At 64.0% G+C, this 20,877-nt stretch carries 28 protein-coding genes and 1 tRNA gene; 10 read left to right on the forward strand and 19 right to left on the reverse strand.

Annotated features, from left to right (window positions below):
* Nucleotides 1-369 (reverse strand): helix-turn-helix domain-containing protein (locus tag NKH90_RS24780; RefSeq protein ID WP_352821535.1); only part of this gene is annotated, 369 nt, incomplete at its 3' end.
* A 360-nt stretch (nt 370-729) separates the two neighbouring features.
* Between NKH90_RS24780 and NKH90_RS24785 the strand changes: the two genes are divergently transcribed.
* Nucleotides 730-1,362 (forward strand): HAD family hydrolase, encoded by a 633-nt coding sequence (locus NKH90_RS24785; RefSeq protein WP_352821537.1) that lies wholly within the window; start codon nt 730-732, stop codon nt 1,360-1,362.
* Between the two features lie 22 nt (nt 1,363-1,384).
* Here NKH90_RS24785 and NKH90_RS24790 read toward each other — a convergent pair whose 3' ends face one another.
* The 8 genes from NKH90_RS24790 to ureC all read right to left on the reverse strand — a co-directional run bounded on the left by NKH90_RS24790 (nt 1,385) and on the right by ureC (nt 7,830).
* On the reverse strand, nt 1,385-2,152 hold the full coding sequence (locus tag NKH90_RS24790) for a class II aldolase and adducin N-terminal domain-containing protein (RefSeq protein ID WP_352821539.1): 768 nt from the start codon (nt 2,150-2,152) through the stop codon (nt 1,385-1,387).
* 82 nt (nt 2,153-2,234) lie between these two features.
* Entirely contained in the window at nt 2,235-2,876 is a 642-nt protein-coding gene (gene ureG / locus NKH90_RS24795) for an urease accessory protein UreG (protein WP_352821541.1), read from the reverse strand.
* Nucleotides 2,873-3,313, reverse strand: a complete 441-nt coding sequence (locus NKH90_RS24800) for a DUF3995 domain-containing protein (RefSeq protein ID WP_352455921.1) — start codon at nt 3,311-3,313, stop codon at nt 2,873-2,875. The genes ureG and NKH90_RS24800 overlap by 4 nt, the downstream gene beginning before the upstream one ends.
* Nucleotides 3,310-4,005 carry an urease accessory protein UreF gene (locus NKH90_RS24805; protein WP_502898875.1) on the reverse strand — a complete coding sequence of 232 codons (696 nt, stop codon included), beginning with the start codon at nt 4,003-4,005 and terminating at the stop codon, nt 3,310-3,312. The genes NKH90_RS24800 and NKH90_RS24805 overlap by 4 nt, the downstream gene beginning before the upstream one ends.
* The gene (locus tag NKH90_RS24810; protein ID WP_352821547.1) at nt 3,992-4,567 is read right to left on the reverse strand and encodes an urease accessory protein UreE; all 576 of its coding nucleotides are present in this window, start codon (nt 4,565-4,567) and stop codon (nt 3,992-3,994) included. Before NKH90_RS24810 ends, NKH90_RS24805 begins: the two co-directional genes overlap by 14 nt.
* 57 nt (nt 4,568-4,624) lie before the next feature.
* Nucleotides 4,625-5,218 carry a hypothetical protein gene (locus NKH90_RS24815; protein WP_352474742.1) on the reverse strand — a complete coding sequence of 198 codons (594 nt, stop codon included), beginning with the start codon at nt 5,216-5,218 and terminating at the stop codon, nt 4,625-4,627.
* 114 nt (nt 5,219-5,332) lie between these two features.
* Nucleotides 5,333-6,109, reverse strand: coding sequence for a hypothetical protein (locus NKH90_RS24820; protein WP_352821550.1), 777 nt, complete (start codon nt 6,107-6,109; stop codon nt 5,333-5,335).
* An 8-nt stretch (nt 6,110-6,117) separates the two neighbouring features.
* Entirely contained in the window at nt 6,118-7,830 is a 1,713-nt protein-coding gene (gene ureC / locus NKH90_RS24825; RefSeq protein ID WP_502898876.1) for an urease subunit alpha, read from the reverse strand.
* 179 nt (nt 7,831-8,009) lie between these two features.
* On the opposite strand from ureC, the gene NKH90_RS24830 reads away from it, so the two are divergent.
* Nucleotides 8,010-8,393, forward strand: coding sequence for a hypothetical protein (locus tag NKH90_RS24830; protein ID WP_352821552.1), 384 nt, complete (start codon nt 8,010-8,012; stop codon nt 8,391-8,393).
* 126 nt (nt 8,394-8,519) lie between these two features.
* Entirely contained in the window at nt 8,520-9,014 is a 495-nt protein-coding gene (locus tag NKH90_RS24835; protein ID WP_352821554.1) for a hypothetical protein, read from the forward strand.
* A gap of 26 nt (nt 9,015-9,040) precedes the next feature.
* Here NKH90_RS24835 and NKH90_RS24840 read toward each other — a convergent pair whose 3' ends face one another.
* Genes NKH90_RS24840 through NKH90_RS24860 form a run of 5 tightly spaced genes read right to left on the reverse strand, consistent with a single transcriptional unit; the run spans nt 9,041 to nt 11,426 of the window.
* Nucleotides 9,041-9,346 carry an urease subunit beta gene (locus tag NKH90_RS24840; RefSeq protein WP_023677008.1) on the reverse strand — a complete coding sequence of 102 codons (306 nt, stop codon included), beginning with the start codon at nt 9,344-9,346 and terminating at the stop codon, nt 9,041-9,043.
* 7 nt (nt 9,347-9,353) lie between these two features.
* A complete protein-coding gene (locus NKH90_RS24845; RefSeq protein WP_352814133.1) occupies nt 9,354-9,947 on the reverse strand; it encodes a HupE/UreJ family protein in 594 nt (197 codons plus the stop codon).
* A gap of 28 nt (nt 9,948-9,975) precedes the next feature.
* Nucleotides 9,976-10,233 carry a DUF1272 domain-containing protein gene (locus tag NKH90_RS24850; RefSeq protein WP_352539910.1) on the reverse strand — a complete coding sequence of 86 codons (258 nt, stop codon included), beginning with the start codon at nt 10,231-10,233 and terminating at the stop codon, nt 9,976-9,978.
* Between the two features lie 19 nt (nt 10,234-10,252).
* Entirely contained in the window at nt 10,253-10,555 is a 303-nt protein-coding gene (locus tag NKH90_RS24855) for an urease subunit gamma (protein ID WP_023677011.1), read from the reverse strand.
* Nucleotides 10,556-10,583: 28 nt separating this feature from the next.
* Nucleotides 10,584-11,426, reverse strand: coding sequence for an urease accessory protein UreD (locus NKH90_RS24860; protein ID WP_352821556.1), 843 nt, complete (start codon nt 11,424-11,426; stop codon nt 10,584-10,586).
* Nucleotides 11,427-11,628: 202 nt separating this feature from the next.
* Here NKH90_RS24860 and NKH90_RS24865 point away from each other — a divergent pair, with 202 nt between their 5' ends.
* The 3 genes from NKH90_RS24865 to NKH90_RS24875 all read left to right on the forward strand — a co-directional run bounded on the left by NKH90_RS24865 (nt 11,629) and on the right by NKH90_RS24875 (nt 13,937).
* Nucleotides 11,629-11,883: an acyl carrier protein gene (locus tag NKH90_RS24865; RefSeq protein WP_023677013.1), complete on the forward strand. Its 255-nt coding sequence runs from the start codon at nt 11,629-11,631 to the stop codon at nt 11,881-11,883.
* 4 nt (nt 11,884-11,887) lie between these two features.
* Nucleotides 11,888-13,096 carry a beta-ketoacyl-[acyl-carrier-protein] synthase family protein gene (locus NKH90_RS24870; protein WP_352821559.1) on the forward strand — a complete coding sequence of 403 codons (1,209 nt, stop codon included), beginning with the start codon at nt 11,888-11,890 and terminating at the stop codon, nt 13,094-13,096.
* 136 nt (nt 13,097-13,232) lie between these two features.
* Entirely contained in the window at nt 13,233-13,937 is a 705-nt protein-coding gene (locus tag NKH90_RS24875; RefSeq protein WP_352771134.1) for a glutathione S-transferase family protein, read from the forward strand.
* 21 nt (nt 13,938-13,958) lie between these two features.
* On the opposite strand, the gene NKH90_RS24880 is transcribed toward NKH90_RS24875, so the two are convergent.
* The 4 genes from NKH90_RS24880 to NKH90_RS24895 all read right to left on the reverse strand — a co-directional run bounded on the left by NKH90_RS24880 (nt 13,959) and on the right by NKH90_RS24895 (nt 16,208).
* Nucleotides 13,959-14,087: a hypothetical protein gene (locus NKH90_RS24880; RefSeq protein ID WP_302893450.1), complete on the reverse strand. Its 129-nt coding sequence runs from the start codon at nt 14,085-14,087 to the stop codon at nt 13,959-13,961.
* On the reverse strand, nt 14,074-14,334 hold the full coding sequence (locus NKH90_RS24885) for a hypothetical protein (protein ID WP_352539907.1): 261 nt from the start codon (nt 14,332-14,334) through the stop codon (nt 14,074-14,076). The genes NKH90_RS24880 and NKH90_RS24885 overlap by 14 nt, the downstream gene beginning before the upstream one ends.
* Before the next feature lie 70 nt (nt 14,335-14,404).
* Nucleotides 14,405-15,025 (reverse strand): nucleoside triphosphate hydrolase, encoded by a 621-nt coding sequence (locus NKH90_RS24890; protein ID WP_352539906.1) that lies wholly within the window; start codon nt 15,023-15,025, stop codon nt 14,405-14,407.
* Nucleotides 15,026-15,101: 76 nt separating this feature from the next.
* Nucleotides 15,102-16,208 carry a hypothetical protein gene (locus NKH90_RS24895; protein ID WP_352821562.1) on the reverse strand — a complete coding sequence of 369 codons (1,107 nt, stop codon included), beginning with the start codon at nt 16,206-16,208 and terminating at the stop codon, nt 15,102-15,104.
* Between the two features lie 247 nt (nt 16,209-16,455).
* Here NKH90_RS24895 and NKH90_RS24900 point away from each other — a divergent pair, with 247 nt between their 5' ends.
* Nucleotides 16,456-17,346, forward strand: a complete 891-nt coding sequence (locus NKH90_RS24900; protein ID WP_352821564.1) for a D-alanyl-D-alanine carboxypeptidase family protein — start codon at nt 16,456-16,458, stop codon at nt 17,344-17,346.
* A gap of 33 nt (nt 17,347-17,379) precedes the next feature.
* Here the strand turns inward: NKH90_RS24900 and NKH90_RS24905 are convergent, their stop codons facing one another.
* Nucleotides 17,380-18,186 (reverse strand): AraC family transcriptional regulator, encoded by an 807-nt coding sequence (locus tag NKH90_RS24905; RefSeq protein WP_352474758.1) that lies wholly within the window; start codon nt 18,184-18,186, stop codon nt 17,380-17,382.
* Between the two features lie 202 nt (nt 18,187-18,388).
* Here NKH90_RS24905 and NKH90_RS24910 point away from each other — a divergent pair, with 202 nt between their 5' ends.
* The 3 genes from NKH90_RS24910 (at nt 18,389) to NKH90_RS24920 (ending at nt 20,796) form a co-directional block, all read left to right on the forward strand.
* Nucleotides 18,389-19,309 carry a zinc-binding dehydrogenase gene (locus tag NKH90_RS24910; RefSeq protein WP_352501145.1) on the forward strand — a complete coding sequence of 307 codons (921 nt, stop codon included), beginning with the start codon at nt 18,389-18,391 and terminating at the stop codon, nt 19,307-19,309.
* Nucleotides 19,310-19,472: 163 nt separating this feature from the next.
* Nucleotides 19,473-19,549 (forward strand) — tRNA-Arg (locus tag NKH90_RS24915).
* A 257-nt stretch (nt 19,550-19,806) separates the two neighbouring features.
* Nucleotides 19,807-20,796, forward strand: a complete 990-nt coding sequence (locus tag NKH90_RS24920; protein ID WP_352821567.1) for a DUF2332 domain-containing protein — start codon at nt 19,807-19,809, stop codon at nt 20,794-20,796.
* Nucleotides 20,797-20,877: the final 81 nt, after the last annotated feature.

The following is a 20,877-nucleotide window of genomic DNA, read 5'->3' on the forward strand; positions in this document are numbered from 1 at the left end:
GGTGCCGATCGCCATGACGATCGGCACCGGCGACCGCAGCCGCCGTTCGATCTCGGCCGCCGCCGCCTCGGCGACGCCGATGACGGTGGAGGAAGAAGAAGGGTCGCTCGGCACCACCTCGACCAGATCGAGCGCAAAGCGCGATTTCAGCCGTGCCGCAAGGTCGAGGCAATTGGCGATCGGATGGTCGACGCGCACCTTGATCAGCCCTTCAGAGACTGCGAGCGACACCAGGCGCTGCGCCGTCTGCCGCGAGATGCCAAGCGTGGCGGCGATCTGGTCCTGGGTGTTGCCTGCGACATAATAGAGCCAGCCGGCACGCGCCGCGTCGTCCAGCCTGTTGCCGCCGCTGTCCTGCCGCGAATTCAAGTTCCTGCCTCCCAACCCCGCCGAGCATAAGAGGCGGAGCGCAGTAGTTTCGCAGGGAATGAACTTGCGCGCAATTGCCTATTGTAAGAGCAATTGCCTGTTGGTGAAACTTGGTGTTTGGAGCGAAGTGACAAGTCGACCCAGTCTCGTTGCAACAGCAAGGCTGTCGAGGTTGCACCAATCCCGGTTCTAAAGCGCGTTGCGTTCGATCGGCCTCATGCGACACGTTTTAGGTTGCTTTTTATGCATGTCGTCATCGCAAAACCGCTGCACACTTTGCGCGACATGCATTAGCGGGGACGCGGCGGTTTATCTCGTGCGCTAAACGCTTTAAGGAATTTTTTGAGAATGGAGCCTGGCATGACGCCGAAAGCGGTTTTCTGGGATATGGACGGCACGCTGGTCGACAGCGAGCCGCTGCACGAGGCGGCGCTGATTGCGGCGCTGCACAGCGTCGGCATCGCGCCGCCGGCCGACCTGCATGAGCGCGTGCTCGGCATCGCCGCATGGCCGGTCTACGAAATGCTGCGCGACGAGTTCGGCCTCGACCTGCCTTTCGACGACTGGATCGTGCGCAAATACGATCACTATCTGCCGATGGCCGAAACGCTGACGCCACGCACCGGCGCGATCGAGATTTTCAATGAGCTGCGCGCGCTTGGCGTGCCGCAAGCGGTGGTGTCCAACTCGGACAGACTGATCGTCGATGCCAATCTGCGCGCCGTAGGCCTCGTATATCCCGGCATGAAGACGGTCAGCCGCAACGACGTGCGTGAAGGCAAGCCGCATGCCGAACCTTTCCTGCGCGCCGCCTGGTTGGCCGACGTCGATCCCGCCAAGGCCGTGGCGGTCGACGACAGCGTGACCGGCGCCACGGCGGGGCTGGCAGCGGGAATGAAGACGATCTTCTGGCCGGAGGTGCCCATGGAAGGACCGCCGGGGGCGATTGTCATCAACAGCGCCGACGAATTGCGGGCTCAGTTGGGGCTTTAAGCCAGGCTCGGCCGGACCGCGCTCAACTCCGGTAGGCAGGCTCCTGCTCGTCGAGGATCGCCTTCAGTTCGGAAAGGTGGCGCTCGGCCTGGCCGGGATAGTCTTCCTGTTCCGTTGCCGCTTTCTCCGCGATCTCATCCGACAGTACCCGCAGCGGCCGGCCGGTCCACAGCGCCTTGATATAGGTTTCGGCGGCGCGCTCGAAATAGAACATGCGGTTGAAGGTGTCGGCGACGCTGTCGCCGATGACCAGCACGCCATGGTTGCCCATCACCATCACCTTGACCTTCGGGTCGACAAGAAGCTGGGAGCAGCGCTCGCCCTCTTCCTCGAAGGCCAGCCCGCCATAATGAGCGTCGACGACATGGCGGTTGAAGAAGATCGCCGAGTTCTGGTCGACCGGCGGCAGCGTCGAGTCGGCGAGCGAGGCAAGCACGGTGGCGTGGATCGAGTGAACATGCATGACGCAGCGCGCATGACGCACGTTGCGATGGATGGCACCATGCAGGCCCCACGCCGTCGGGTCAGGCGCATTCGGGCCGACCAGCGTGTCGGGATCATTGGCGTCGATCAGAAGCAGATCGCTCGCCTTGATGCGCGAGAAATGCACCTGGTTAGGGTTCATCAGTAATTGCGAGCCATCGTCGTTGACCGCCAGCGAAAAATGATTGGCCACCGCCTCATGCATGTTAAGCCGCGCCGTCCAGCGGAAGGCGCAAGCCAGATCGACGCGCTCCTCATAGAACGCCAGGTTGGTCAGCACTTCCTTCTGCAGGCGAGTGATGCTCATCGTAAACCTCCGTGAAAAAAGCAAGGATGCCGCGCGGCTGGAACACGCGCAACCCGGTTTCGTTTGGTGCAGGCGAGCGCCGTTATGCCGCCGTGCTGGTGGCCGCGCCGACCCTCAGCCCGCCATGCTCGACGATGAAATCGATCACCTCCTGCAGCCCCTTGCCGCGCGACAGGTCGGTGAAGCCGAACGGCCGCTTGCCGCGCATGCGGGCAGCATCGCTCTCCATGATGTCGAGATTGACGTTCACATAGGGCGCAAGGTCGCTCTTGTTGATGACCAGGAAATCGGACCGGGTGATCGCCGGTCCGCCCTTGCGCGGAATCTCCTCGCCCTGGCAAACCGAGATGACATAGAGCGTCAGGTCGGCAAGGTCCGGCGAGAAAGTGGCGGCGAGGTTGTCGCCGCCCGATTCGATGAAGACGATGTCGAGATCCGGGAATTTTTTGGTCATCTCGGCGATCGCCTGCAGATTGATCGAGGCGTCCTCGCGAATGGCGGTGTGCGGGCAGCCGCCGGTCTCGACGCCGACGATGCGATCCTCAGGGAGCGCCTGCAGCCGGGCCAGCATCATGGCATCTTCCTTGGTGTAGATGTCGTTGGTGACGACGGCGATCGAGAACTCGTCGCGCAGCGCCTTGCAGAGCTTTTCGGTGAGCGTCGTCTTGCCCGAGCCGACCGGACCGCCGATGCCGACGCGAAGAGGACCGTTGGCCTGTGTCATCTAGGGAACTCCGTGATCGCAAGAACGGCGAAGCCTGCCCCAATCAAAAGGCAGAGCGGCGAATAGTAGCGGACATCGAGCCGCGCGAAAGGCTGTTCGGGCGCCAGCCGTCGCCACCAGGGCGTGAAGCCGGCAATGCCGCGCGCCAGGAACACCAGCGCGATGAGCAGCGCCGTGGCGGCCAGCCCGGCCTTGGGAAAGGGCGTGGCGAACACGCCTTCGAGCGCCATCGGCCACAGTGTCGCAAGGCCAAGGCAGGCGGCAACGGCGAAGCTGGCGAAGGGTGCCGGCATTTCGTCGACGCCGCGAAAGCCGATGACCGCACGAGCGCAGGAGGCGGCGTCCCTGCCCGGCCAGATGCCGCCAATGCCCCAATAGACATGCAGTGCCGTGATCAACAGCAGGACGAGCGAGAGGGCGAAAGCAAGGACGATCATGAGCGGAACAGCCGCGAATACTGGGCCTCGTGCTTCATCGCCGTGACGTCGGAGATGAAAGCGCAGCCGCCGAGATCATCGAGCGTCGAGCCGGCAGCGCGGTCGGCCGTGGTCAGGGCAAGCGGTTCGAAGGCGGCCAGTAGCGTCATCGCGGCACTCTGGCCAGCGATGCCAAGCCGGATCGCAGCCTGGACGAGATTGGAGAAGAAGGCCTGCAGAAAGGCCGCCAGGGCGTCCCGCAGCGCAATGCCGTGACCGCCGGCAACGACGCCGACGGCAACGCAATAGGCACATTCGGCCGGCAGGCGATCCAGCACCTGGCACGGCCAGGCGAAGGCCGCCTTCAGGAAAGCAGCGCCCTGCAGCATGGTCTCGGCATGGCGCTCGCGCGAGCCTGCCAGAGCTTCGGCAAGGGCGACGATTTCATCGAGATCGCCGGTTTCGCGCGCCCTGCGCCAGCTTTCGGCAAACAGCACCGCATCATTCCAGCCCGAACCCATCTCGACCAGCGTTTCCAGCCACGCGGCGAGCTCTTTGCTGTCGGCAACCAGCCCGGCATGCACGGCTTGCTCGAGACCATGGCTGTAGGAAAAGCCGCCGACCGGGAAGGAAGGCGACAGCCACGCCATCAGCCGCAACAAAGCAATATTGGAAGGCTGGGCAACGTTGGAAGGCTGGTCAGTCATGGTCATGGTCGTGCGAATGGCTGTGGGAATGCGATTCGGTATGGGTATGGGAATGCGCTTCGGCATGGCTGTGCGCATGCGCCTCGGCGTGAGAATGGCCATGGCCGGAATAAGCGCCGCGCACCGGCTTGAATGGCTCGGAGACGTCGCTCACCGTGGCGCCCAGCCCTTCCAGCATCGCCTTGATGACATGGTCGCGCAGGATGAGGATTCGGTCAGCCTCGATGCTTGCCGCGAGATGACGGTTGCCGATATGCCAGGCAAGTTCGGCCAGATGGACAGGGCCGCCGGCACGGATATCGTACAGCGGCTCCTCGGCCGCGATGATCTCGATGTGGCGGCCATCCTCCAGCACCAGCCGGTCACCATGGTTCAAGGTCACCGGTTCGGGCAGGTCGACCAGCACCTTGTCGTTACGCACCGTTTCGATGGCGCGACGGCGCAGATGCCGCTCGTCATGGGCAAGCACCGCACTGTCGTATGGCGTGGTGGTTCCGGCTTCGCCTGCGGCCAGGACGGAGACGGCGCGCGGGAATTTGGTGAAGTCGGTGCGAATATCGAGCTTCATGTAAAAACTGCCTCTCCCAAAAAGCCTAGCCTATCGCGTCCGCCGCCCCAATGGGGCTCAGACGATCGTGTCGAAGAGCCGCAGGATGAACGATATCTGATAGACGAGCGCGCCGGCGACAAAGGCGATGTGAAAGCGGCGGTCGCGCAGCAGGATCGCAATGACGCAAAGCGCGACGAAAACCGGCGTGCGGATCAGATATTCGACGCCAAAATGGGCGAAATGCTCCGGCCCTTTCAGCAGCGTATCGATCACGTCGAGCAGATAGGTCGCCGCCAGCAGGCCGAAGAACCAGGCCCGGCGCGAATAAAAGAAATCCTCATAGCTGGTGTAGTCCAGCATCGAATCCGGAAACAGCAGCGCGCAGAGCAGGAACAGCGTGACGGCGTAGAAGATGATGAACAGGTATTTGCCGAAAGTCCAATTCTCGATCTGGAACAGGCCGAACTCCCACCACCAGAAATGCACCAGCATCAAAAGCACCGACGCAACCCAGGCGAGGTGCACGGGATAGAGCCGGTACTGGCCGGGATGCTGGACGATGCGGGCGAGCCCCGACAGCAGCCGTGTGACGCCAAGGCCGATCACCATGCCCAGGACGATGCGGATATGCGGGAAAATGTCGTGGGCGTAGGGGAGTTGCTGGTCCATAGGCCTGGCGCGGCATGTTCTACATTTGGCGTTCTAGATTGTGATCTGAAAAGTGAAAACCGGTTTCTGCTGCGCTGACCTGCCGTTCGAATCTTGAGTCCGTTGAGACCTTGGCTATTGGTGCGCCGCAAGCAGATCGGATGAAATGGATGGCGTCTGCGCCAGATACTTCGTTGCCTTGCGAAAATAGGCCAACGGCCCGGAATCCAGATACTCGCGCGCGTCCTGTATTCCCTGACCGCGCGCCTGGATGAACAGCGCCAGCGCAAAGGCGCGTTCCGCTGGCGACAGATAGCCTTGTCGCTCGAAGGACCAGCCTTGCGTGCCGGTGGCGGTGTCGCGGTACTGAGTGAAACTCGCCGCAGTGTTGGAATTGAAGATACCAAAGCCGAAGAAGGTGACCGCGAGATCGGTTGCGAACTCCTCCATCTCGGTTCCGCCCGGCGGTTCTTCAGGCACCGAGAACAGCAATGGATGACAAATCTCATGCGCGAACGTCGTAATGAGCTTCATGGGCTTGGGAACGATCGCCGGATTGTAGGTGATTGTCATGGCACCGCCCCGGGACACGGAGAAGGTCCCGGCAGGCTCCCGCGGCGCGTCCTGAAGGACCTGAAGCGGTCCCAAAACCGGATCGATTGAATCTTCCTGTGGCACGAGATTGAAGCGGGCCGCATCGATGCCAAAATATGCCGCCACCTGCCCGAAATAGTGCGATGCAGCGGCGTGCCCCTGTTCTTCAGAGGGGGTGAAAAATGCTCGTGTTGGCAAGATCAGCGAACGTTTGCGCAGCGCGGCTGCCCCGCCGAAATGCCTGAGCAGCCAACCCCAGCAATCGAGCTGCCACTCCTCGTCGTCGGCGTCCAGCGGGGAGCTTGTGCGCCAGAACACGCATCACCTCAAAACAAAAAGTACCTTTGCGCCATCGGTAGCACGGTTGCTGGCTCGCAGGTCAAGAGTTCGCCGTCGGCGCGGACCTCATAGGTTTCGGGGTCGACCTCGACATGCGGCGTGGCGTCATTGAGCACCATCGAATGCTTGCCGATGCCGCCGCGGGTGTTTTCGACCGCGACCATCTGCTTGTCGACGCCGAGCCTGCCGCGCAGGCCGGCGTCGAGCGCGGCCTTCGAAACGAAGGTCACCGACGAATTGGTCATCGCCTTGCCGTAGGCCCCGAACATCGGCCGGTAATGCATCGGCTGCGGCGTCGGGATCGAGGCGTTGGGATCGCCCATCGGGGCGGCGGCGATCATGCCGCCGATCAGCACCATGTCCGGCTTGACGCCGAAAAAGGCCGGATTCCACAGCACGAGGTCGGCGCGTTTTCCCACCGCCACCGAGCCGATGTCCTTCGACAGGCCATGCGCGATGGCCGGATTGATGGTGTATTTGGCGATGTAGCGGCGGACGCGGAAATTGTCGTTGTCGCCGGTCTCCTGCGGCAGCGAACCGCGCTGCCGCTTCATCTTGTCGGCGGTCTGCCAGCAGCGGATCGCCACTTCGCCGACACGGCCCATGGCCTGGCTGTCCGACGAGATGATCGAGAAGGCGCCGATGTCGTGCAGAATGTCTTCGGCGGCGATGGTTTCCTTGCGGATGCGGCTCTCGGCAAAGGCGATGTCTTCGGGGATCGACGGCGACAGATGGTGACAGACCATCAGCATGTCGAGGTGTTCGGCCAGCGTGTTGATCGTGTAGGGGCGTGTCGGGTTGGTCGAGGACGGAATGACGTTAGGCAGGCCGCAGACCTTGATGATATCAGGTGCGTGGCCGCCGCCGGCGCCTTCGGTGTGGAAGGCATGGATGGTGCGGCCCTTGATCGCCGCGACCGTGTTTTCGACGAAGCCGGACTCGTTCAGCGTGTCGGTGTGGATCATCACCTGTACGTCGTAATCGTCGGCGACCGACAGGCAGCAGTCGATTGCAGCCGGCGTCGTGCCCCAGTCCTCGTGCAACTTCAGCGAGCAGGCGCCGGCAAGCACCATCTCCTCGAGCGCGGCGGGCAGCGACGCGTTGCCCTTGCCCGACAGGCCGATATTCATCGGGAAGGCGTCGAAAGACTGGATCATGCGCGCCAGATGCCATGGCCCAGGTGTGCAGGTGGTGGCCAGCGTGCCGTGCGCCGGGCCGGTGCCGCCGCCGAGCATGGTGGTGATGCCCGACATCAGCGCTTCCTCGATCTGCTGCGGGCAGATGAAGTGGATATGCGCGTCGAAGCCGCCGGCGGTCAGGATCTTGCCCTCGCCGGCGATTATCTCGGTGCCGGGACCGATGACGATGGTGACGCCGCCTTGGGTATCCGGATTGCCGGCCTTGCCGATCGCGGCGATACGGCCGTCCCTGAGGCCGATATCTGCCTTGACAATACCGGCGGTGGCATCGACGACCAGCGCATTGGTGATGACGGTGTCGACCGCGCCTTGCGCGCGCGACACCTGGCTCTGGCCCATGCCGTCGCGGATGACCTTGCCGCCACCGAACTTCACCTCCTCGCCGTAAAGAGTGAGATCCCTTTCGACCTCGATGAACAGCTCGGTGTCGGCGAGCCGGACCTTGTCGCCGACGGTCGGGCCGTACATCTGCGTATAGGCGGCGCGGGTGATTTTAGCCATCAGCAATTGCTCCCGAAATACAGCCCGAAAATACCGCTTGTCGAAGCCGGGCCCCACATTGCCGCCATCCTATGGTCACGCAATGACCCGCTGAGCGACACTTTCCGATCCCATTTAGCGTTTGAGGTGGCCGGGCCACCCCAAAACCACAATTTGCCAATCGATGGAAAGGAACATCCATGCGCAAAACGACCCTTCTGGCAGCCGCCGCCACGCTGGTGCTCGCAACCGCCGCCAGCGCCCAGCAACAGCCCGCGCAGCAGCCCAGTCCGGCGCCGGCCGCGCCTGCTCCTGCCGCGCCCGGGGCGCAGCCGCAGGCCCCCACCATCCACGCGATCAACGTCGTCGATATCAAGGATCTGCCCGCGGACACTCAAGCCAAGGTCAACGAGGTGATCGCCAAGCGCAGCGATGCCGACCTGCAGAAACTGCGCGGCTCGATCGACGCGACACCGCAGGTCAAATCCGCGCTCGAAGCCAAGGGGCTCACCTCGGCGCAGGTGATCGCCGCCAGCATGAGCACCAATGGCGCGCTGACGCTGATCACCAAGAAAGCGAGCTGACGAGACGAGGCGGCGGGCCGGCGCCCGGCCAGCCCGCCGCATCGCAAAGGGAACCTTCACGGGGGACGTTGCGTTTCGGTCCTGTCGCCCTGACACGAGCCTCGAAAAGAACCCTGAGAACGAGCGATGGCGATCACCACCTTCTCCGACACCAGATGGCTGCATGGGATTGCCGCGACCGCGTTTCTGGCAGCCAGCATTCCGCACGCCGCGCTGAACGCGCAGAGCCTCGACAGCGCCGAGACCGTCAACCGGATCGTCGGCTCGGAGGTCGGCCAGGAAGAGACCCAGACAAATGCGGAAGCCGGCAAGGTCAGTTCGGCGATCGACCGCACGCGTGAAAACATCGCCGCCGTGCGCAAGACATCCAAGCTCGACAAGGTCGATATCGTGTTTCTTACCGATGCCGCGCGCACCGAAGGCGGCCCGCCGCCGGCGATCGAAAACAAGGTCAGGCAACATCGGGACGACATCGCCGAGCTGCGCAAGGAGATCGAGGCGAACGCATTGCTGTTCAACGCCATCGATTCGCGGCGAGTGCAAACCGAGGACGTTCTGGCGGTGGAATTCGACGATCCGGGAAAGATCGTCATCTATGCGGCGGCCAAGCCGCCCGGCTGAGCCGAAACTGCTCGACGCCTTCGATCTCACAGGGCGCCCATGATCTTCTGCTGAAATCCGTAGACCTCGCGCTTGCCGCCGAACGGCACCAGGGTAACGTCGCGCTCTTGGCCGGGCTCGAAACGCATGGCGGTGCCGGCAGCGATGTCGAGGCGCATGCCGCGGGCCTTGTCGCGATCGAATCTCAGTCCCTCATTGGTCTCGAAGAAATGATAATGGCTGCCTACCTGGATCGGCCGGTCGCCGCTGTTGGCTACCTTCAAGGTGACCGTCGCCAGACCCTTGTTCAGTTCGATCTCGCCGCTTGCCGTGATGATTTCGCCGGGGATCATTGCGGCCTCACATGACGTCAAAAGCGAGGCCGGCGCCAAGCGCGGCACAAGCGGCGCCAGCGGCGCGGGCAAGCCCGCGGAAGCGCCAGCCGAGGCCGAGACCGGCCGCGATGCCGACGGCGTGGAGCAGTGCGGTGGCAACGGCAAAGCCCGCCATATAGCCGAGTCCGCCGACATTCTCAGGCACCTCGGTGCCATGGGCATAGCCGTGGAACAGCGCGAACAGGCCGATGACGGCGACGCCGGCCGAGACAGGAAGATCGACGGCGAGCGCAACCAGCAGCCCGAGTGCCACGACGGACGCCAGTATCGCCGGCTCGACGAAAGGCATCGGCACATGCAGCATGCCGAACACGCCGCCGGCCAGCATGACGCTTACGAAGGCCAGCGGCCATGCCCACATCGCTTTGTCGCCCTTGAGCGCGGCCCATAGCCCGACGGCAATCATCGCCGTCATGTGATCGAGGCCGGAGAGCGGGTGGGAGAAGCCGGCGGTGAAGGACCAAACCGTGCCGACGCCGACATGGGCATAGGCTGGCATTGCTGCCGCCAGCAGCAGGACCGCCGACAGCGTTGAGCGTTTCATCGTCGCGGGGATCATCGGCGTAGCTTCCATCTTCGAGTACCTCTCACGCCGCCTTGCGGGCCGGAGCGCAGCCCTCTGCCTTGAGGACGCGCCTGGTGGAGGCCGGATATTTCTTCAGCAGCGCTGCCGGACGGATCGGGCGGGCCGAGAAGTTGCCGCCGCAATTCGGACAGGCGCCGCCGAGCACGTTTTGTGCGCAGTCGGCGCAAAAGGTGCATTCGAAGGTGCAGATCACCGCATCCGTCGCATCGGGCGGCAGATCCTTGTCGCAGCACTCGCAGTTGGGACGCAGCTCAAGCATTTTCCTCTCCTTGGCGGTGTTATCTGATCGGCTCGTGCACGGTCACCAGCTTGGTGCCGTCTGGAAACGTCGCCTCGACCTGCACATCGTGGATCATTTCTGCAATGCCTTCCATCACCTGGGCCCGGGTGACGACATGGGCGCCGGCCTCCATCAGCTCGGCGACCGCGCGGCCGTCGCGGGCGCCCTCGACGACGAAATCGGTGATCAGCGCGATCGCTTCCGGATGATTGAGCTTGACGCCGCGTTCGAGCCGCTTGCGGGCCACGATCGCCGCCATGGCGATCAGCAGCTTGTCTTTCTCCCTCGGCGTCAGATTCATGCTTTTTCCTGCGGTGGCACAATCGAAATCAGAGTGACCATAATTTGGGCAGGCCCGCCCGTCCGTTGAGCAATTCGACAAGCGGCACCAGCCGCTTGCGGAGCTGGTAGCCGTCGTCAGCGAACAGCCTCGCAAGAAGCTTGCCAGATTTCCGCACGCTCCAGAAACTGACGCCGCCCTGGCCGCCGACTATGCCCCGGGCCGGCTCGAGCAAAGCCTCTGCCCGTGGCGACACCATCAGCAGCGTCGCCACTGCGACGGCACCGCCGGCCGCTGCGGGACGGTTCAAGGTGGCCGCAATGTCCGGCCCGATGCGGAACTCCTCTGCATGGACCAGCGCCCCGTCCTGGCGGACGCGCCAGCGGTCGTGGAAATGGCCCTGCGAAGCCCGTTCACCCATGGCCAGGCGGCCGAAGACGGTAGCCTCCAGGATCAGCGCCTCGGCTCCGGTGGCAAGCTCCACGTCAAGGCTGCGGGCAAAGGCCGAGCGGTCGAAGACGATGGTTTCCTGTGGCAGCCAGGCAATGTGGCCGTTTTCCCCGACAGTCAGCTGCACCCGCACTTCGGCGCGGTCGGATGCGGCGCGATAGATTTTCTCGCAAGCCTGCGTTGTTATGGTTGCGGAAGCGCCGGCACCGACATCGACCTCCCAGGCGAGACGGTCGCCACCGGTCAGCCCACCGGCGGTGTTGATCAGGACGGCTTCGAGCGGATCGGCCGAGACCGCCGGCATGCGGATCTTGGCCGAACCGTCCTGGTACAGACGCCGAAGACGCGTGCGGCCTCCGTTCCAGTCGCAGCCAAGCCGCGCGACGCCGGCAACACGCTGGGCCGGCGGCACTGAAGTCAAGCTATATGCGATCGTATCCACGACACCAACGTTAAGCACTGCGGCGGCTTTGTCGATATATAGCTTGTTGCTTGACAGCGTTTCGGTTTCTATAGAGGGAGCCACCTTGGTACGGTCACCGGCGCCTGGCGGGGGTAAAAGGCGACGATGACGACGTAATCGAGGACAAAAGGGGCGCTGATCAGTTGGCGTCGGGAAACGACAGAGTTGGGGAAGAAACCGAATGGCTGACCAGCTGGCAAACGATATCATCGCCAAGATCAAGGCTCATGCCGAGCCGGGCGGCGAGGAAATCACCACCAGTACCGAACTGACCGCCCTTGGCATCCATTCGCTGGAACTGACGGAGATCATCTTCGATCTCGAGGAAGAGTATGGCATCGAAATCGAGATGAACACTGTCGATGCCTGGAGCAATCTGAAGAATGTCGGCGACATGGTCGAGGCGGTTCGCGCGCTGATCGCGAAAAAAGCCTGACTGAATGCACAAGCGCGTCGTCATCACGGGCATCGGCGGATTATGCGGGCTCGGCACCAATGCATCGGCAATCTGGAATGAAATGCGCGCCGGCCGTTCGGCAATCGGCGCGATCGACAATCCGCTGCTGCATGATCTGAAGGTCAAGGTCGGCTGCGAAATCAAGGCGCTTCCCGAGCACGGCATCGACCGCAAGCAGGTCGTGTCGATGGACCGCTTCAGCCTTCTGGCGACGATCGCCGCGCGGGAGGCGGCACAGCAGGCGGGATTGAACCCGCACGCCGCCAACACCTACCGGATGGGCACCGTCGTCGGCGTCGGCGTCTGCGGCTGGGAGGCGATCGAAGAGAACTATCGCGCCATCCTGCTCGAAGGCAAGAACCGCGCCGGCATCTTCACCGTCCCGAAAGTAATGCCGGGCGCTGCAGCCGGCCATGTCAGCATGAATCTTGGTCTGCGCGGGCCGGTGTTCGGCATCACTTCTGCCTGCTCGTCATCCAACCACGCCATTGCCTCGGCGGTCGATCAGATCAGGCTCGGCCGGGCCGACGTCATGGTCGCCGGCGGCACCGATGCGCCGCTGGTCTGGGGCATCCTCAAGGGCTGGGAGGCCCTGCGGGTACTGTCGCCGGACACCTGCCGGCCGTTTTCGGCCGACCGCCAGGGGCTCGTGCTCGGCGAAGGCGCCGGCATGGTGGTGCTGGAAACATATGAGCATGCCATGGCGCGCGACGCCGCCATCCTTGCCGAAATCGCCGGCGTCGGCCTTTCCGCCGACGCCTCCGATATCGTCGCGCCAACCATCGAAGGGCCTGAGGCGGCGATGCGCTTCTGCCTCGTCGATGCCGGGCTCAATCCCGAGGACGTCGACTATCTCAACGCGCATGGCACCGGCACCAAGGCCAACGATCAGATCGAGACGGCGGCGATCAAACGCGTGTTCGGCGGCCATGCCTACAAGCTTTCGGTGTCCTCGACCAAATCGATGCACGCCCACTGCCTCGGCGCCTCCGGCGCGCTGGAAATGATCGCCTGCGTGATGGCGATCCGCGAAGGCATCGTGCCGCCGACCGCCAATTATCGGGAAGCCGACGCCGACTGCGATCTCGACATCACGCCGAACGTGGCGCGCGAACGCACCGTGCGCACCGCGATCAGCAACAGCTTCGCCTTCGGCGGCACCAATGCGGTGCTGGCGGTAAAGGCCGTGTGACCGCACCCCTTGCGGGTCCTTCACCGGGGCCGGCGAAACTTTCCATGCGCATATTGATCGCGCCAGGCGTCGCGCCTAACTCTCTGCGACCCGCCATGACCGTGCCGCTCGGCGCGGTCCCCTACCAGGAGTTTCGATGACCGATCTGTCCGCGTTTCCGATTGCCAGGCGCTGGCCGGCGAGCCACCTCGACCGCATCCAGCTTTATTCGTTTCCGACGCCGAACGGGGTGAAGATATCGATCGCGCTGGAGGAACTTGGCCTGCCTTACGAGCCGCATGCCGTCGATATCGGCAAGAACGAGAGCTGGACCCCGGAATTCCTGTCTTTGAACCCGAACGGCAAGATACCGGCGATGATCGATCCGGACGGCCCGGGCGGCAAGCCGATCGGCTTGTTCGAATCCGGTGCCATCCTGCTTTACCTCAGCGACAAGACCGGCCAGCTGGTCCCGGCAGACGCGACGCTGCGTTATGAGACGATCCAGTGGGTGTTCTTCCAGATGGCTTCGATCGGGCCGATGTTCGGCCAAGTCGGATTCTTCCACAAATTCGCTGGGCGCGAAATCGCCGACAAGCGCCCGCTGGAACGTTATCGCGACGAGTCGCGACGGCTGATCGGCGTCCTCGAAACGAGGCTCAAGGGCCGTAGCTGGATCATGGGCGACGATTACACGATCGCCGATATTTCGATGCTTGGGTGGGTGCGCAATCTGATCGGCTTCTACGAGGCGCGGGAACTCGTCGGTTTCGACGATTTCCCCAGCGTGGGCGCATGGCTGGAGCGTGGCCTCGCCCGACCGGCGGTGCAGAGGGGCCTCACCATTCCGGCCAGAAGCTGATCTTACGTCGATTCCGCTCGGCTATTTTGCCTTGGTCCGGGGCTTTGAGCCGCCCTTGCCGACTACGGAAGCAGCAAGCGACGCCGCACCTTTGGCGGTGGCAAGCACGGCACCGGCGGCGACATTGGCCGTTGCTTTAACAGTGCGCATTGCGCTGCCTGCGATCGATCCTCTGCTGCTTGCCGATCTTTTGGGCTTGGGTGCAGCGGCTTTGGCCGCGGCAGGCATCACCTTTTTCGGCGCCGCCTTGCCAAAGCTGGGCTTTGCCGCATCCTTGGAGCGGGCCGCTGCTGCCGGGCCGGCGCTGGTTTTCACTCGAGTGGCTTTTGATCGTGTTGCCCTGCCCTTGGCGGGCGCAGGCTTTCTTGCCATGGTTTCCATCGAACGGTTCCCTCATGGGCACAATTGCCGTGTCCGGGATAACGGCCTGAAACTGGCAAGGTTCCGGCCGGGCGGTTCCTTGCAAGTCAGGCCAGGTCGCCGACCACCAGGTCGGCGGGCCGCCGACGGGCAAGCACGCGGTCGATGTTCGGCATATCGTTAGAGGCGATCCAGGCGCGCGCGTCCTCGTCGGAGCGGCCGTGCTCGTGCCATCGCGCCAGCAGTCGGCGCTCGAGCTCGGCGCGCGGCACATCGACGAAGATCGAGAAGTCGAACAGCGGCGCCAGCCGCGTCCAGGGTTCCTCGTCGAGCAGCAGATAATTGCCTTCGACCAGGATGAATTTGGTGTCGGCGGCGACAATCGCAGCGGCGGCGCGCGACAGCTCCATGCTGCGGTCGAAGACCGGGATGGCGATATCCGGCTCGCCGGCGCGGATGCGCTTCAGCAGCGCTTCGAAGCCAGCAAAATCAAAGGTTTCCGGAGCACCTTTTCGCGCGCGAAGGCCGCGTCGATCGAGCACGACGTCATCGTAATGGAAGCCATCCATCGGCACGACTTCCGCCGTGCCTTCCGGCAGCAGGTCGTGCAAGCCTGCCGACAATGTCGACTTGCCGGCGCCGGGCGGACCGGCAATGGCAACGATGAAGCGCGGCGCCTTGCCGGCGCGCTTGAAAATGGCAGCAGCGATATGGGCGATTTCTGACATTGGCCCCCTTACGGTGGTTCTGGCGCATTTTGGCGGCAGTTTTCGGAAATTTCAAACGCCGGATTGTGCCAAGCCTTCAATCGGGCCTGGATTGACCGATCCGCAGGAAATCGCCGTCGAAGCCGATGTCGCGCACGGCACCGTCAGCCGCCAGGATACGCATGCGGCCCGGCGAGGTCGTGACGTCGTGCGGCGGCTCGCCGGATGGCCAAGGCAGCGCGCCGATGACATGGCGGAACGAAAAGCGGCGCCCTTCGGAAAGGGCAAAGGCGGTCGCCACGCCTTCGCGCTTCAGCCAATTGTCGCCGAGCGATGCGGCGTGGCCGACGGCCGTGCGGCCGTCCTCGATGCCGAGCACGCCGCGGTGGCGGCCGCTCCACGGCGCATAGTCGCGCCCGCCATTGCTGACCCACAGCATGGTGACCGGCAGTTCGGCCGGGTTCTTCAGCACCAGCACGAGGTCGGCTTCCGCCTGGCGCGCCAGCGCCGTCCAGCCCGGTCCGCCATGGTCGGCTTCGACCAGCGTGACGAAGTCCTCACGCAGCTGGTCCATGCGATAGGTGGTCAGGTCAATCGTGCCGCCGTCGGCAGCGGGAAAGCGCGTCAGGTCGGCGGTTCGCGCCGGGTAGGCGAGCAACGAGCGGCCGCGGGCCGGATCGGGCTCCGGCGCCTCACTCGGCGTTGCGGCAAGGCGCTTCGGCGAGAACGCTAGCCTGCCGCCGGCCGTCATCACCGTCATCGGGTGGTGGGCGACGGGAATGGCGCCGGCGCCGCCGGAAAAGACGTGCTCCTGATAGAGAAAGGGATGATCGTCGCGCAAGGTCAGGATCTTGTCGACGGTTGCGCCCATGACCGGGCGCTGCAGGCGGAAGACGGCGCGCCAGCCGTCGGCCGCTGCCGCGCTGTCGACGACGTCCCAGCGACTATTTGCCGGCCAGCCATGCAAAGGTGCCGCTTCGACGTCGCTGATCGAGAAGGGTGCGCAGAGGAAATCGCCGGACAGGTGGACCGTCCCTTCGGGCAGGTCTTTCGGCAGCATCTCGCGCGGCTCGCCGACCCAGGGTGCGCGATGCAGCGGCTTCAGCCGGCGGCCATCGATATCGACCGTCATGTCGGCGAGATGGCCGACGGCAAGATCGACCGATACCGAAATGCCCTTCGCCGTGATCGTGACCATATCCATGTGCACCTACCGATTCAGCCCGATTCTGCCAGCCCGATTCTGGCGGCCCGATTCTGCCGGCGCCAGCAAAGCCCACTCGCCGCCGGTTGCGCAAGCGCGGTGGCCGGCAATTCACATCAGGCGGCGCCACGTCGGCCTGTGGACAGGGCACCGTTCGAGGCCCCGACCGATATTAACCAAATGGACTGTGCCTTTGCGTTAAGATAGCTTCGCGTCGTCTCAGAAACAGCCTGCCTTCGGAACTGACTTGTCCGCCTTCCGGTTCTTTTCGTCCGTCCACAAATGCGTCGCTGTGCTGGCGCTGCTGCTGTTTGCTGCCGGCTGCACGACTGTCACGCCGCCCGACAGCGTGCTGGCCGTACCGGCGCCGCCGCAGAAATATGCCGCCATGGTCATCGATGCCGGCACCGGCAAGACGCTGTTCGAGGTCAATTCGACGGCGCCGCGTTATCCGGCGTCGCTGACCAAGATGATGACGCTCTACCTCCTGTTCGAGGCGCTGGATTCTGGCCGCATCAGCAAGGAGACGCAAATTCCGGTGTCGGACAACGCCGCCCGGCAGCCGCCGACCAAGCTGCGGTTCAGGCGCGGCGAGACCATCGACGTCGATTCGGCGATCCGCGCCATCATCGTCAAATCGGCCAATGACGTGGCGGTCGCAATTGCCGAATATCTCGGCGGCAGCGAAGAGGCGTTCGCCGGCATGATGACCGCCAAGGCGCGCCAGATCGGCATGAGCAGCACCGTGTTCCGCAACGCCTCGGGCCTGCCGGACGGCGACCAGCACACGAGCGCGCGCGACATGGCGGTGCTCGGCATGGCGCTGCACGCCCGCTTCCCGCAGCATTTCCACTATTTCTCTGAAAGCGACTTCATGTTCCGCGGCAGGCTGGTGCGCGGCCACAATGACATGCTCGGCCGGGTGCGCGGGGTCGACGGCATCAAGACCGGCTACATCAGGGCTTCGGGCTTCAACATCGTCACCTCCTATAATGCGGACGGGCACAGGCTGATCATCGTGGTGATGGGCGCCGACAGCGCGCGCCAGCGCAACGACCACGTCGAGGCGCTGATCCAGCGCAGCCTGTTGCCGACCTCCGAGGCAAAGACGCGGCTGCTGTATGCCGAGGAGCAGTGATAGTTGAAGTCCGAGTGTTGACCGCGTGCGGGTTCAGGCGACAAACGCAGAGCCGCCGTTTTGCGCGACACTGCTGAGATACTTTGCCGGCGGCTTGCCAAGCGCTTTCTTGAACATGGTGATGAAGGCGGTGACCGATTCGTAACCGAGATCGGCCGAAACCTGTTGCACGCTGGCGCCGGAGGCCAGCTCGCGCATTGCGACGATCAGGTGCAGTTGCTGGCGCCAGCGCCCGAAGGTCAGCCCTGTCTCCTTCACCACGAGACGTGCGAGACTGCTCTCGCTGAGCGCGACGCGACTGGCCCATTCCGCCAGGGTGCTGCGATCGGCAGGATCTTGCGCCAACGCCGCCGCGATGCGCCTCAAGCGCGGCTCGGACGAGATCGGCAAATGCAGCTGCTGGACAGGCATGCGCGGCAGTTCGGTGAGCAGAGCCCTGGTCAGGAGCTCGCCCCTCGCGTCATCGTCCTCAACGCGATCCGTCAGCTCTATGATGAGCTCGCGCAGCAACGGCGTGATCGAAAGCGTGCAGCACCGGTCCGGCAGGTCGGCAGCTCCCGGTTCGATATAGACGAAGAAAATCCGGGCATTGGCGGTCGCGATATTGCTGTGCTCCATGTCGCCGGGAATCCACACCGCGCAATGCGGCGGCACCATCCACAGACCGCTGGGGACGCGACATGTGACGCCGCCGCCCAGCGCGAAGACGAGTTGCCCCTTGCGATGGTGGTGGTCCGGCACCTCCGCCCCGGTTTCGGTAACGTCAACGCGCACGGCGATTGCCGGGGCGAGGACGTCATCCGGATCGAAAGGCCAGGGGTAGCGGAGCGGCTGTCTCACATTGACTGTTTTTAGCGATCGACTGCCAAGATATCTAAATTACTCAAACAGGAAAGTCGATAGTTTAGGGATGAGTAACTCAGAAGCCGACAGGCGGACTTCCATTTAGTCATGCCCTGCTTGCGTTCTGAACGTCGGACCAACAAGCCCGGCGCACGAAAACAGGCTGGCGTCCGCCACGCAGCAAGAAGGGACGATACCAATGCTCGCCTTGGTCACATCTTCCGACAGCGCCACCGGGTTGCGGCTCGCCGAGCTTGGTGAGCCCGAGCCCGCCCCGCATGAGGCGCTGGTCTCGGTCCGGGCAGTCTCGCTGAACCGCGGCGAACTGCGCTTGCTCAACATCCGTCCGAACGGCTGGGTGCCTGGCCAGGACGTCGCCGGAATTGTCGAGCGCGCCGCGGCCGACGGCTCCGGGCCGGCCGTCGGCGCCCGGGTTGCGGCTCTGGTCGACGAGGCCGGGTGGGCCGAACGGGTCGCCGTTCCGACCGACCACCTCGCCGTCCTGCCGGACGACGTCAGCTTCGTCTCCGCCGCCACTGTTCCGGTCGCGGGCACGACCGCGCTGCGGACCCTGCGCCTCGGCGGCGACCTGGCCGGCCAGCGGGTCCTGATTACCGGCGCAAGCGGCGCGGTCGGCCGTTTCCAGATCCAGATCGCCCGCCAGCAGGGCGCGTCGGTGGTGGCGGTCGCCGCTGAACGGCATGCCGACGATCTCCGCGGCCTCGGAGCCGAGCGGGTCGTCGAAACGATCGAGCTGACCGAAGGACTGTTCTCGCTGATTACCGAATCGGTGGGCGGCGATAGCCTCGCCCACGCGATCGAACGGATCGCGCCCGGCGGGACCGTCGTCATGTTCGGCTCGAGCCGCGGCGAACTCACGCCCATCGGCTTCCGCCAGTTCGTTCCGGGGCACGAAGGTGCGCGGCTGCAGACCTTCGCCTACTACGCTTCTGGTCCGGAGGTAGGCGCCGACATCGCCTCGCTGCTCGCGCCGATCGCAGCCGGCCGGCTCGAAACGCGGGTGGTCCTCACCGTGCCGTGGCGGGACGTCGGTCAAGCCCTCGACGCGCTGCGGCAGCGCAGCATCAGCGGCAAGGCGGTGCTTACCGTGACCGAATGAGCAGGCGGTGGCGGCGGACGGGACGGTGTCTGTCTCCCCCGGGCTGCTACGGCAGTTTGAGCCCGCTGGCGATTGCCCGTTGAAGCCGGCGCCTGCTTCCGCTAAGAAGCCGTGGCTGGCCGGTTTACCGGCTGGTTCGTTTTTGGGATCACCGATCCTGAAGGCACCCGTAGCTCAGCTGGATAGAGCGCTGCCCTCCGAAGGCAGAGGTCACAGGTTCGAATCCTGTCGGGTGCGCCAAATCTCAAATTGTCCAACCCGGAGACATGGGTTGCGGTTTATACCGGAGACATGGTGGACCGCATCCCTGGGTGAGACACCAATTAGGGACAGTTCCCCAGATTTTGGATTGCGTACGACCTCATAACGCAACGGTTAAGTAGGCGACCGCGGCAAGTCCGCTGGGGTCAAGCCTGTGTAAAAACGCCGTGGCCTGGTCCAATCAGATCCGTGGATCGTGTATTGTGATGGGACGTCGGGACCGAGGATCAGCGGATATGGACGAGGAGGGCTTGGCCGAGATCTCAGCCCGATATATTCGCTTCGCCGATACGGAAGCTCGCGGTCGCTCGCCGCTCTACGAGGAGTTGGCTCGGGCAGTCGCTGGGGATCGGGAGGCGCTCGGTTTCCTGTCGACTCTTCCGGACCTAAAGCGGCAACCGAACCTTCTACTTGCAGCGGTGCGTCACCTGTTCGGCACGCCGACAGGGTGGACCGAGCTTCGCCAGGCGCTTCAGGCTAATCCCGACGCTATCCGCTCGCTCATGCTCGAGCGCTCAACGCAAACCAACGAGCCGGGAAGATGCGCCACCCTGCTCCCCGTCCTGGCGCGTTTGCCGCAGCCGCTGGCCCTCATCGAGGTCGGGACCTCCGCAGGGCTCTGCCTCATGCCCGACCTCTACGGCTATGACTACGGACGCAAGGTGATCCGCGCACCTGCAATGGCCTTGGAGCCGCCTGTCTTCCGATGCCTCGCCAGCGAAACAACGCCATTGCCGACGGCCTTGCCGCAAGTCGTCTGGCGGGCGGGATTGGACCTGAGCCCGATAGATGCTTCGGACGACTCGCAAGTCGCATGGCTTGAGACACTGGTCTGGCCGGAACAGACAGCACGGCTTGCCAATCTGCGGGCGGCCCTAAAGATCGCTGCCACAGTCAAACCTCGGGTGGTGAAGGGCGACCTGCGCGGGAGCGACCTCGTGCAACTCTGCAACCAAGCGCCAAACGACGCTACACTCGTCATCTTTCACACAGCCGTCCTCGACTATGTCTCCGACCTTGGTGACAGAGAAGCTTTCGCCGAGCAGGCGATGCGTCTCGCGCCTTATTGGGTATCGAACGAGTTCCCTCGCGTCTTCCCGTCCATCGCCACACGCACCGGAACAAGCTGGCCGCCTGGCCGCTTCCTCCTATCTGCGAACGGCTCCCCTCTAGCTTGGACTGACCCGCATGGCGCCTCGCTCGAATGGATCGCGGACGAGGCGTAGGCTATAGGTGGTGGATTGCCGTCCTTGGCCAGAGACGCCACCAGTTCTCAGTTTCATCTATGCTCGTTTGCCACTGCTTGC

Origin of the sequence: Mesorhizobium sp. M0898, assembly GCF_040319695.1 — a bacterium.
Lineage (GTDB): Bacteria > Pseudomonadota > Alphaproteobacteria > Rhizobiales > Rhizobiaceae > Mesorhizobium.

Bases quoted from the DNA above. Each gene is read 5' to 3' on its own strand.
- NKH90_RS24785 (WP_352821537.1), top strand. From the start codon at position 730: ATGACGCCGAAAGCGGTTTTCTGGGATATGGACGGCACGCTGGTCGAC.
- NKH90_RS24790 (WP_352821539.1), bottom strand. From the start codon at position 2,152: ATGAGCATCACTCGCCTGCAGAAGGAAGTGCTGACCAACCTGGCGTTC.
- ureG (WP_352821541.1), bottom strand. From the start codon at position 2,876: ATGACACAGGCCAACGGTCCTCTTCGCGTCGGCATCGGCGGTCCGGTC.
- NKH90_RS24800 (WP_352455921.1), bottom strand. From the start codon at position 3,313: ATGATCGTCCTTGCTTTCGCCCTCTCGCTCGTCCTGCTGTTGATCACG.
- NKH90_RS24805 (WP_502898875.1), bottom strand. From the start codon at position 4,005: ATGACCATGACTGACCAGCCTTCCAACGTTGCCCAGCCTTCCAATATT.
- NKH90_RS24810 (WP_352821547.1), bottom strand. From the start codon at position 4,567: ATGAAGCTCGATATTCGCACCGACTTCACCAAATTCCCGCGCGCCGTC.
- NKH90_RS24815 (WP_352474742.1), bottom strand. From the start codon at position 5,218: ATGGACCAGCAACTCCCCTACGCCCACGACATTTTCCCGCATATCCGC.
- ureC (WP_502898876.1), bottom strand. From the start codon at position 7,830: ATGGCTAAAATCACCCGCGCCGCCTATACGCAGATGTACGGCCCGACC.
- NKH90_RS24830 (WP_352821552.1), top strand. From the start codon at position 8,010: ATGCGCAAAACGACCCTTCTGGCAGCCGCCGCCACGCTGGTGCTCGCA.
- NKH90_RS24835 (WP_352821554.1), top strand. From the start codon at position 8,520: ATGGCGATCACCACCTTCTCCGACACCAGATGGCTGCATGGGATTGCC.
- NKH90_RS24840 (WP_023677008.1), bottom strand. From the start codon at position 9,346: ATGATCCCCGGCGAAATCATCACGGCAAGCGGCGAGATCGAACTGAAC.
- NKH90_RS24845 (WP_352814133.1), bottom strand. From the start codon at position 9,947: ATGATCCCCGCGACGATGAAACGCTCAACGCTGTCGGCGGTCCTGCTG.
- NKH90_RS24850 (WP_352539910.1), bottom strand. From the start codon at position 10,233: ATGCTTGAGCTGCGTCCCAACTGCGAGTGCTGCGACAAGGATCTGCCG.
- NKH90_RS24855 (WP_023677011.1), bottom strand. From the start codon at position 10,555: ATGAATCTGACGCCGAGGGAGAAAGACAAGCTGCTGATCGCCATGGCG.
- NKH90_RS24865 (WP_023677013.1), top strand. From the start codon at position 11,629: ATGGCTGACCAGCTGGCAAACGATATCATCGCCAAGATCAAGGCTCAT.
- NKH90_RS24870 (WP_352821559.1), top strand. From the start codon at position 11,888: ATGCACAAGCGCGTCGTCATCACGGGCATCGGCGGATTATGCGGGCTC.
- NKH90_RS24875 (WP_352771134.1), top strand. From the start codon at position 13,233: ATGACCGATCTGTCCGCGTTTCCGATTGCCAGGCGCTGGCCGGCGAGC.
- NKH90_RS24880 (WP_302893450.1), bottom strand. From the start codon at position 14,087: ATGCGCACTGTTAAAGCAACGGCCAATGTCGCCGCCGGTGCCGTGCTT.
- NKH90_RS24885 (WP_352539907.1), bottom strand. From the start codon at position 14,334: ATGAGGGAACCGTTCGATGGAAACCATGGCAAGAAAGCCTGCGCCCGC.
- NKH90_RS24890 (WP_352539906.1), bottom strand. From the start codon at position 15,025: ATGTCAGAAATCGCCCATATCGCTGCTGCCATTTTCAAGCGCGCCGGC.
- NKH90_RS24895 (WP_352821562.1), bottom strand. From the start codon at position 16,208: ATGGATATGGTCACGATCACGGCGAAGGGCATTTCGGTATCGGTCGAT.
- NKH90_RS24910 (WP_352501145.1), top strand. From the start codon at position 18,389: ATGCTCGCCTTGGTCACATCTTCCGACAGCGCCACCGGGTTGCGGCTC.
- NKH90_RS24920 (WP_352821567.1), top strand. From the start codon at position 19,807: ATGGACGAGGAGGGCTTGGCCGAGATCTCAGCCCGATATATTCGCTTC.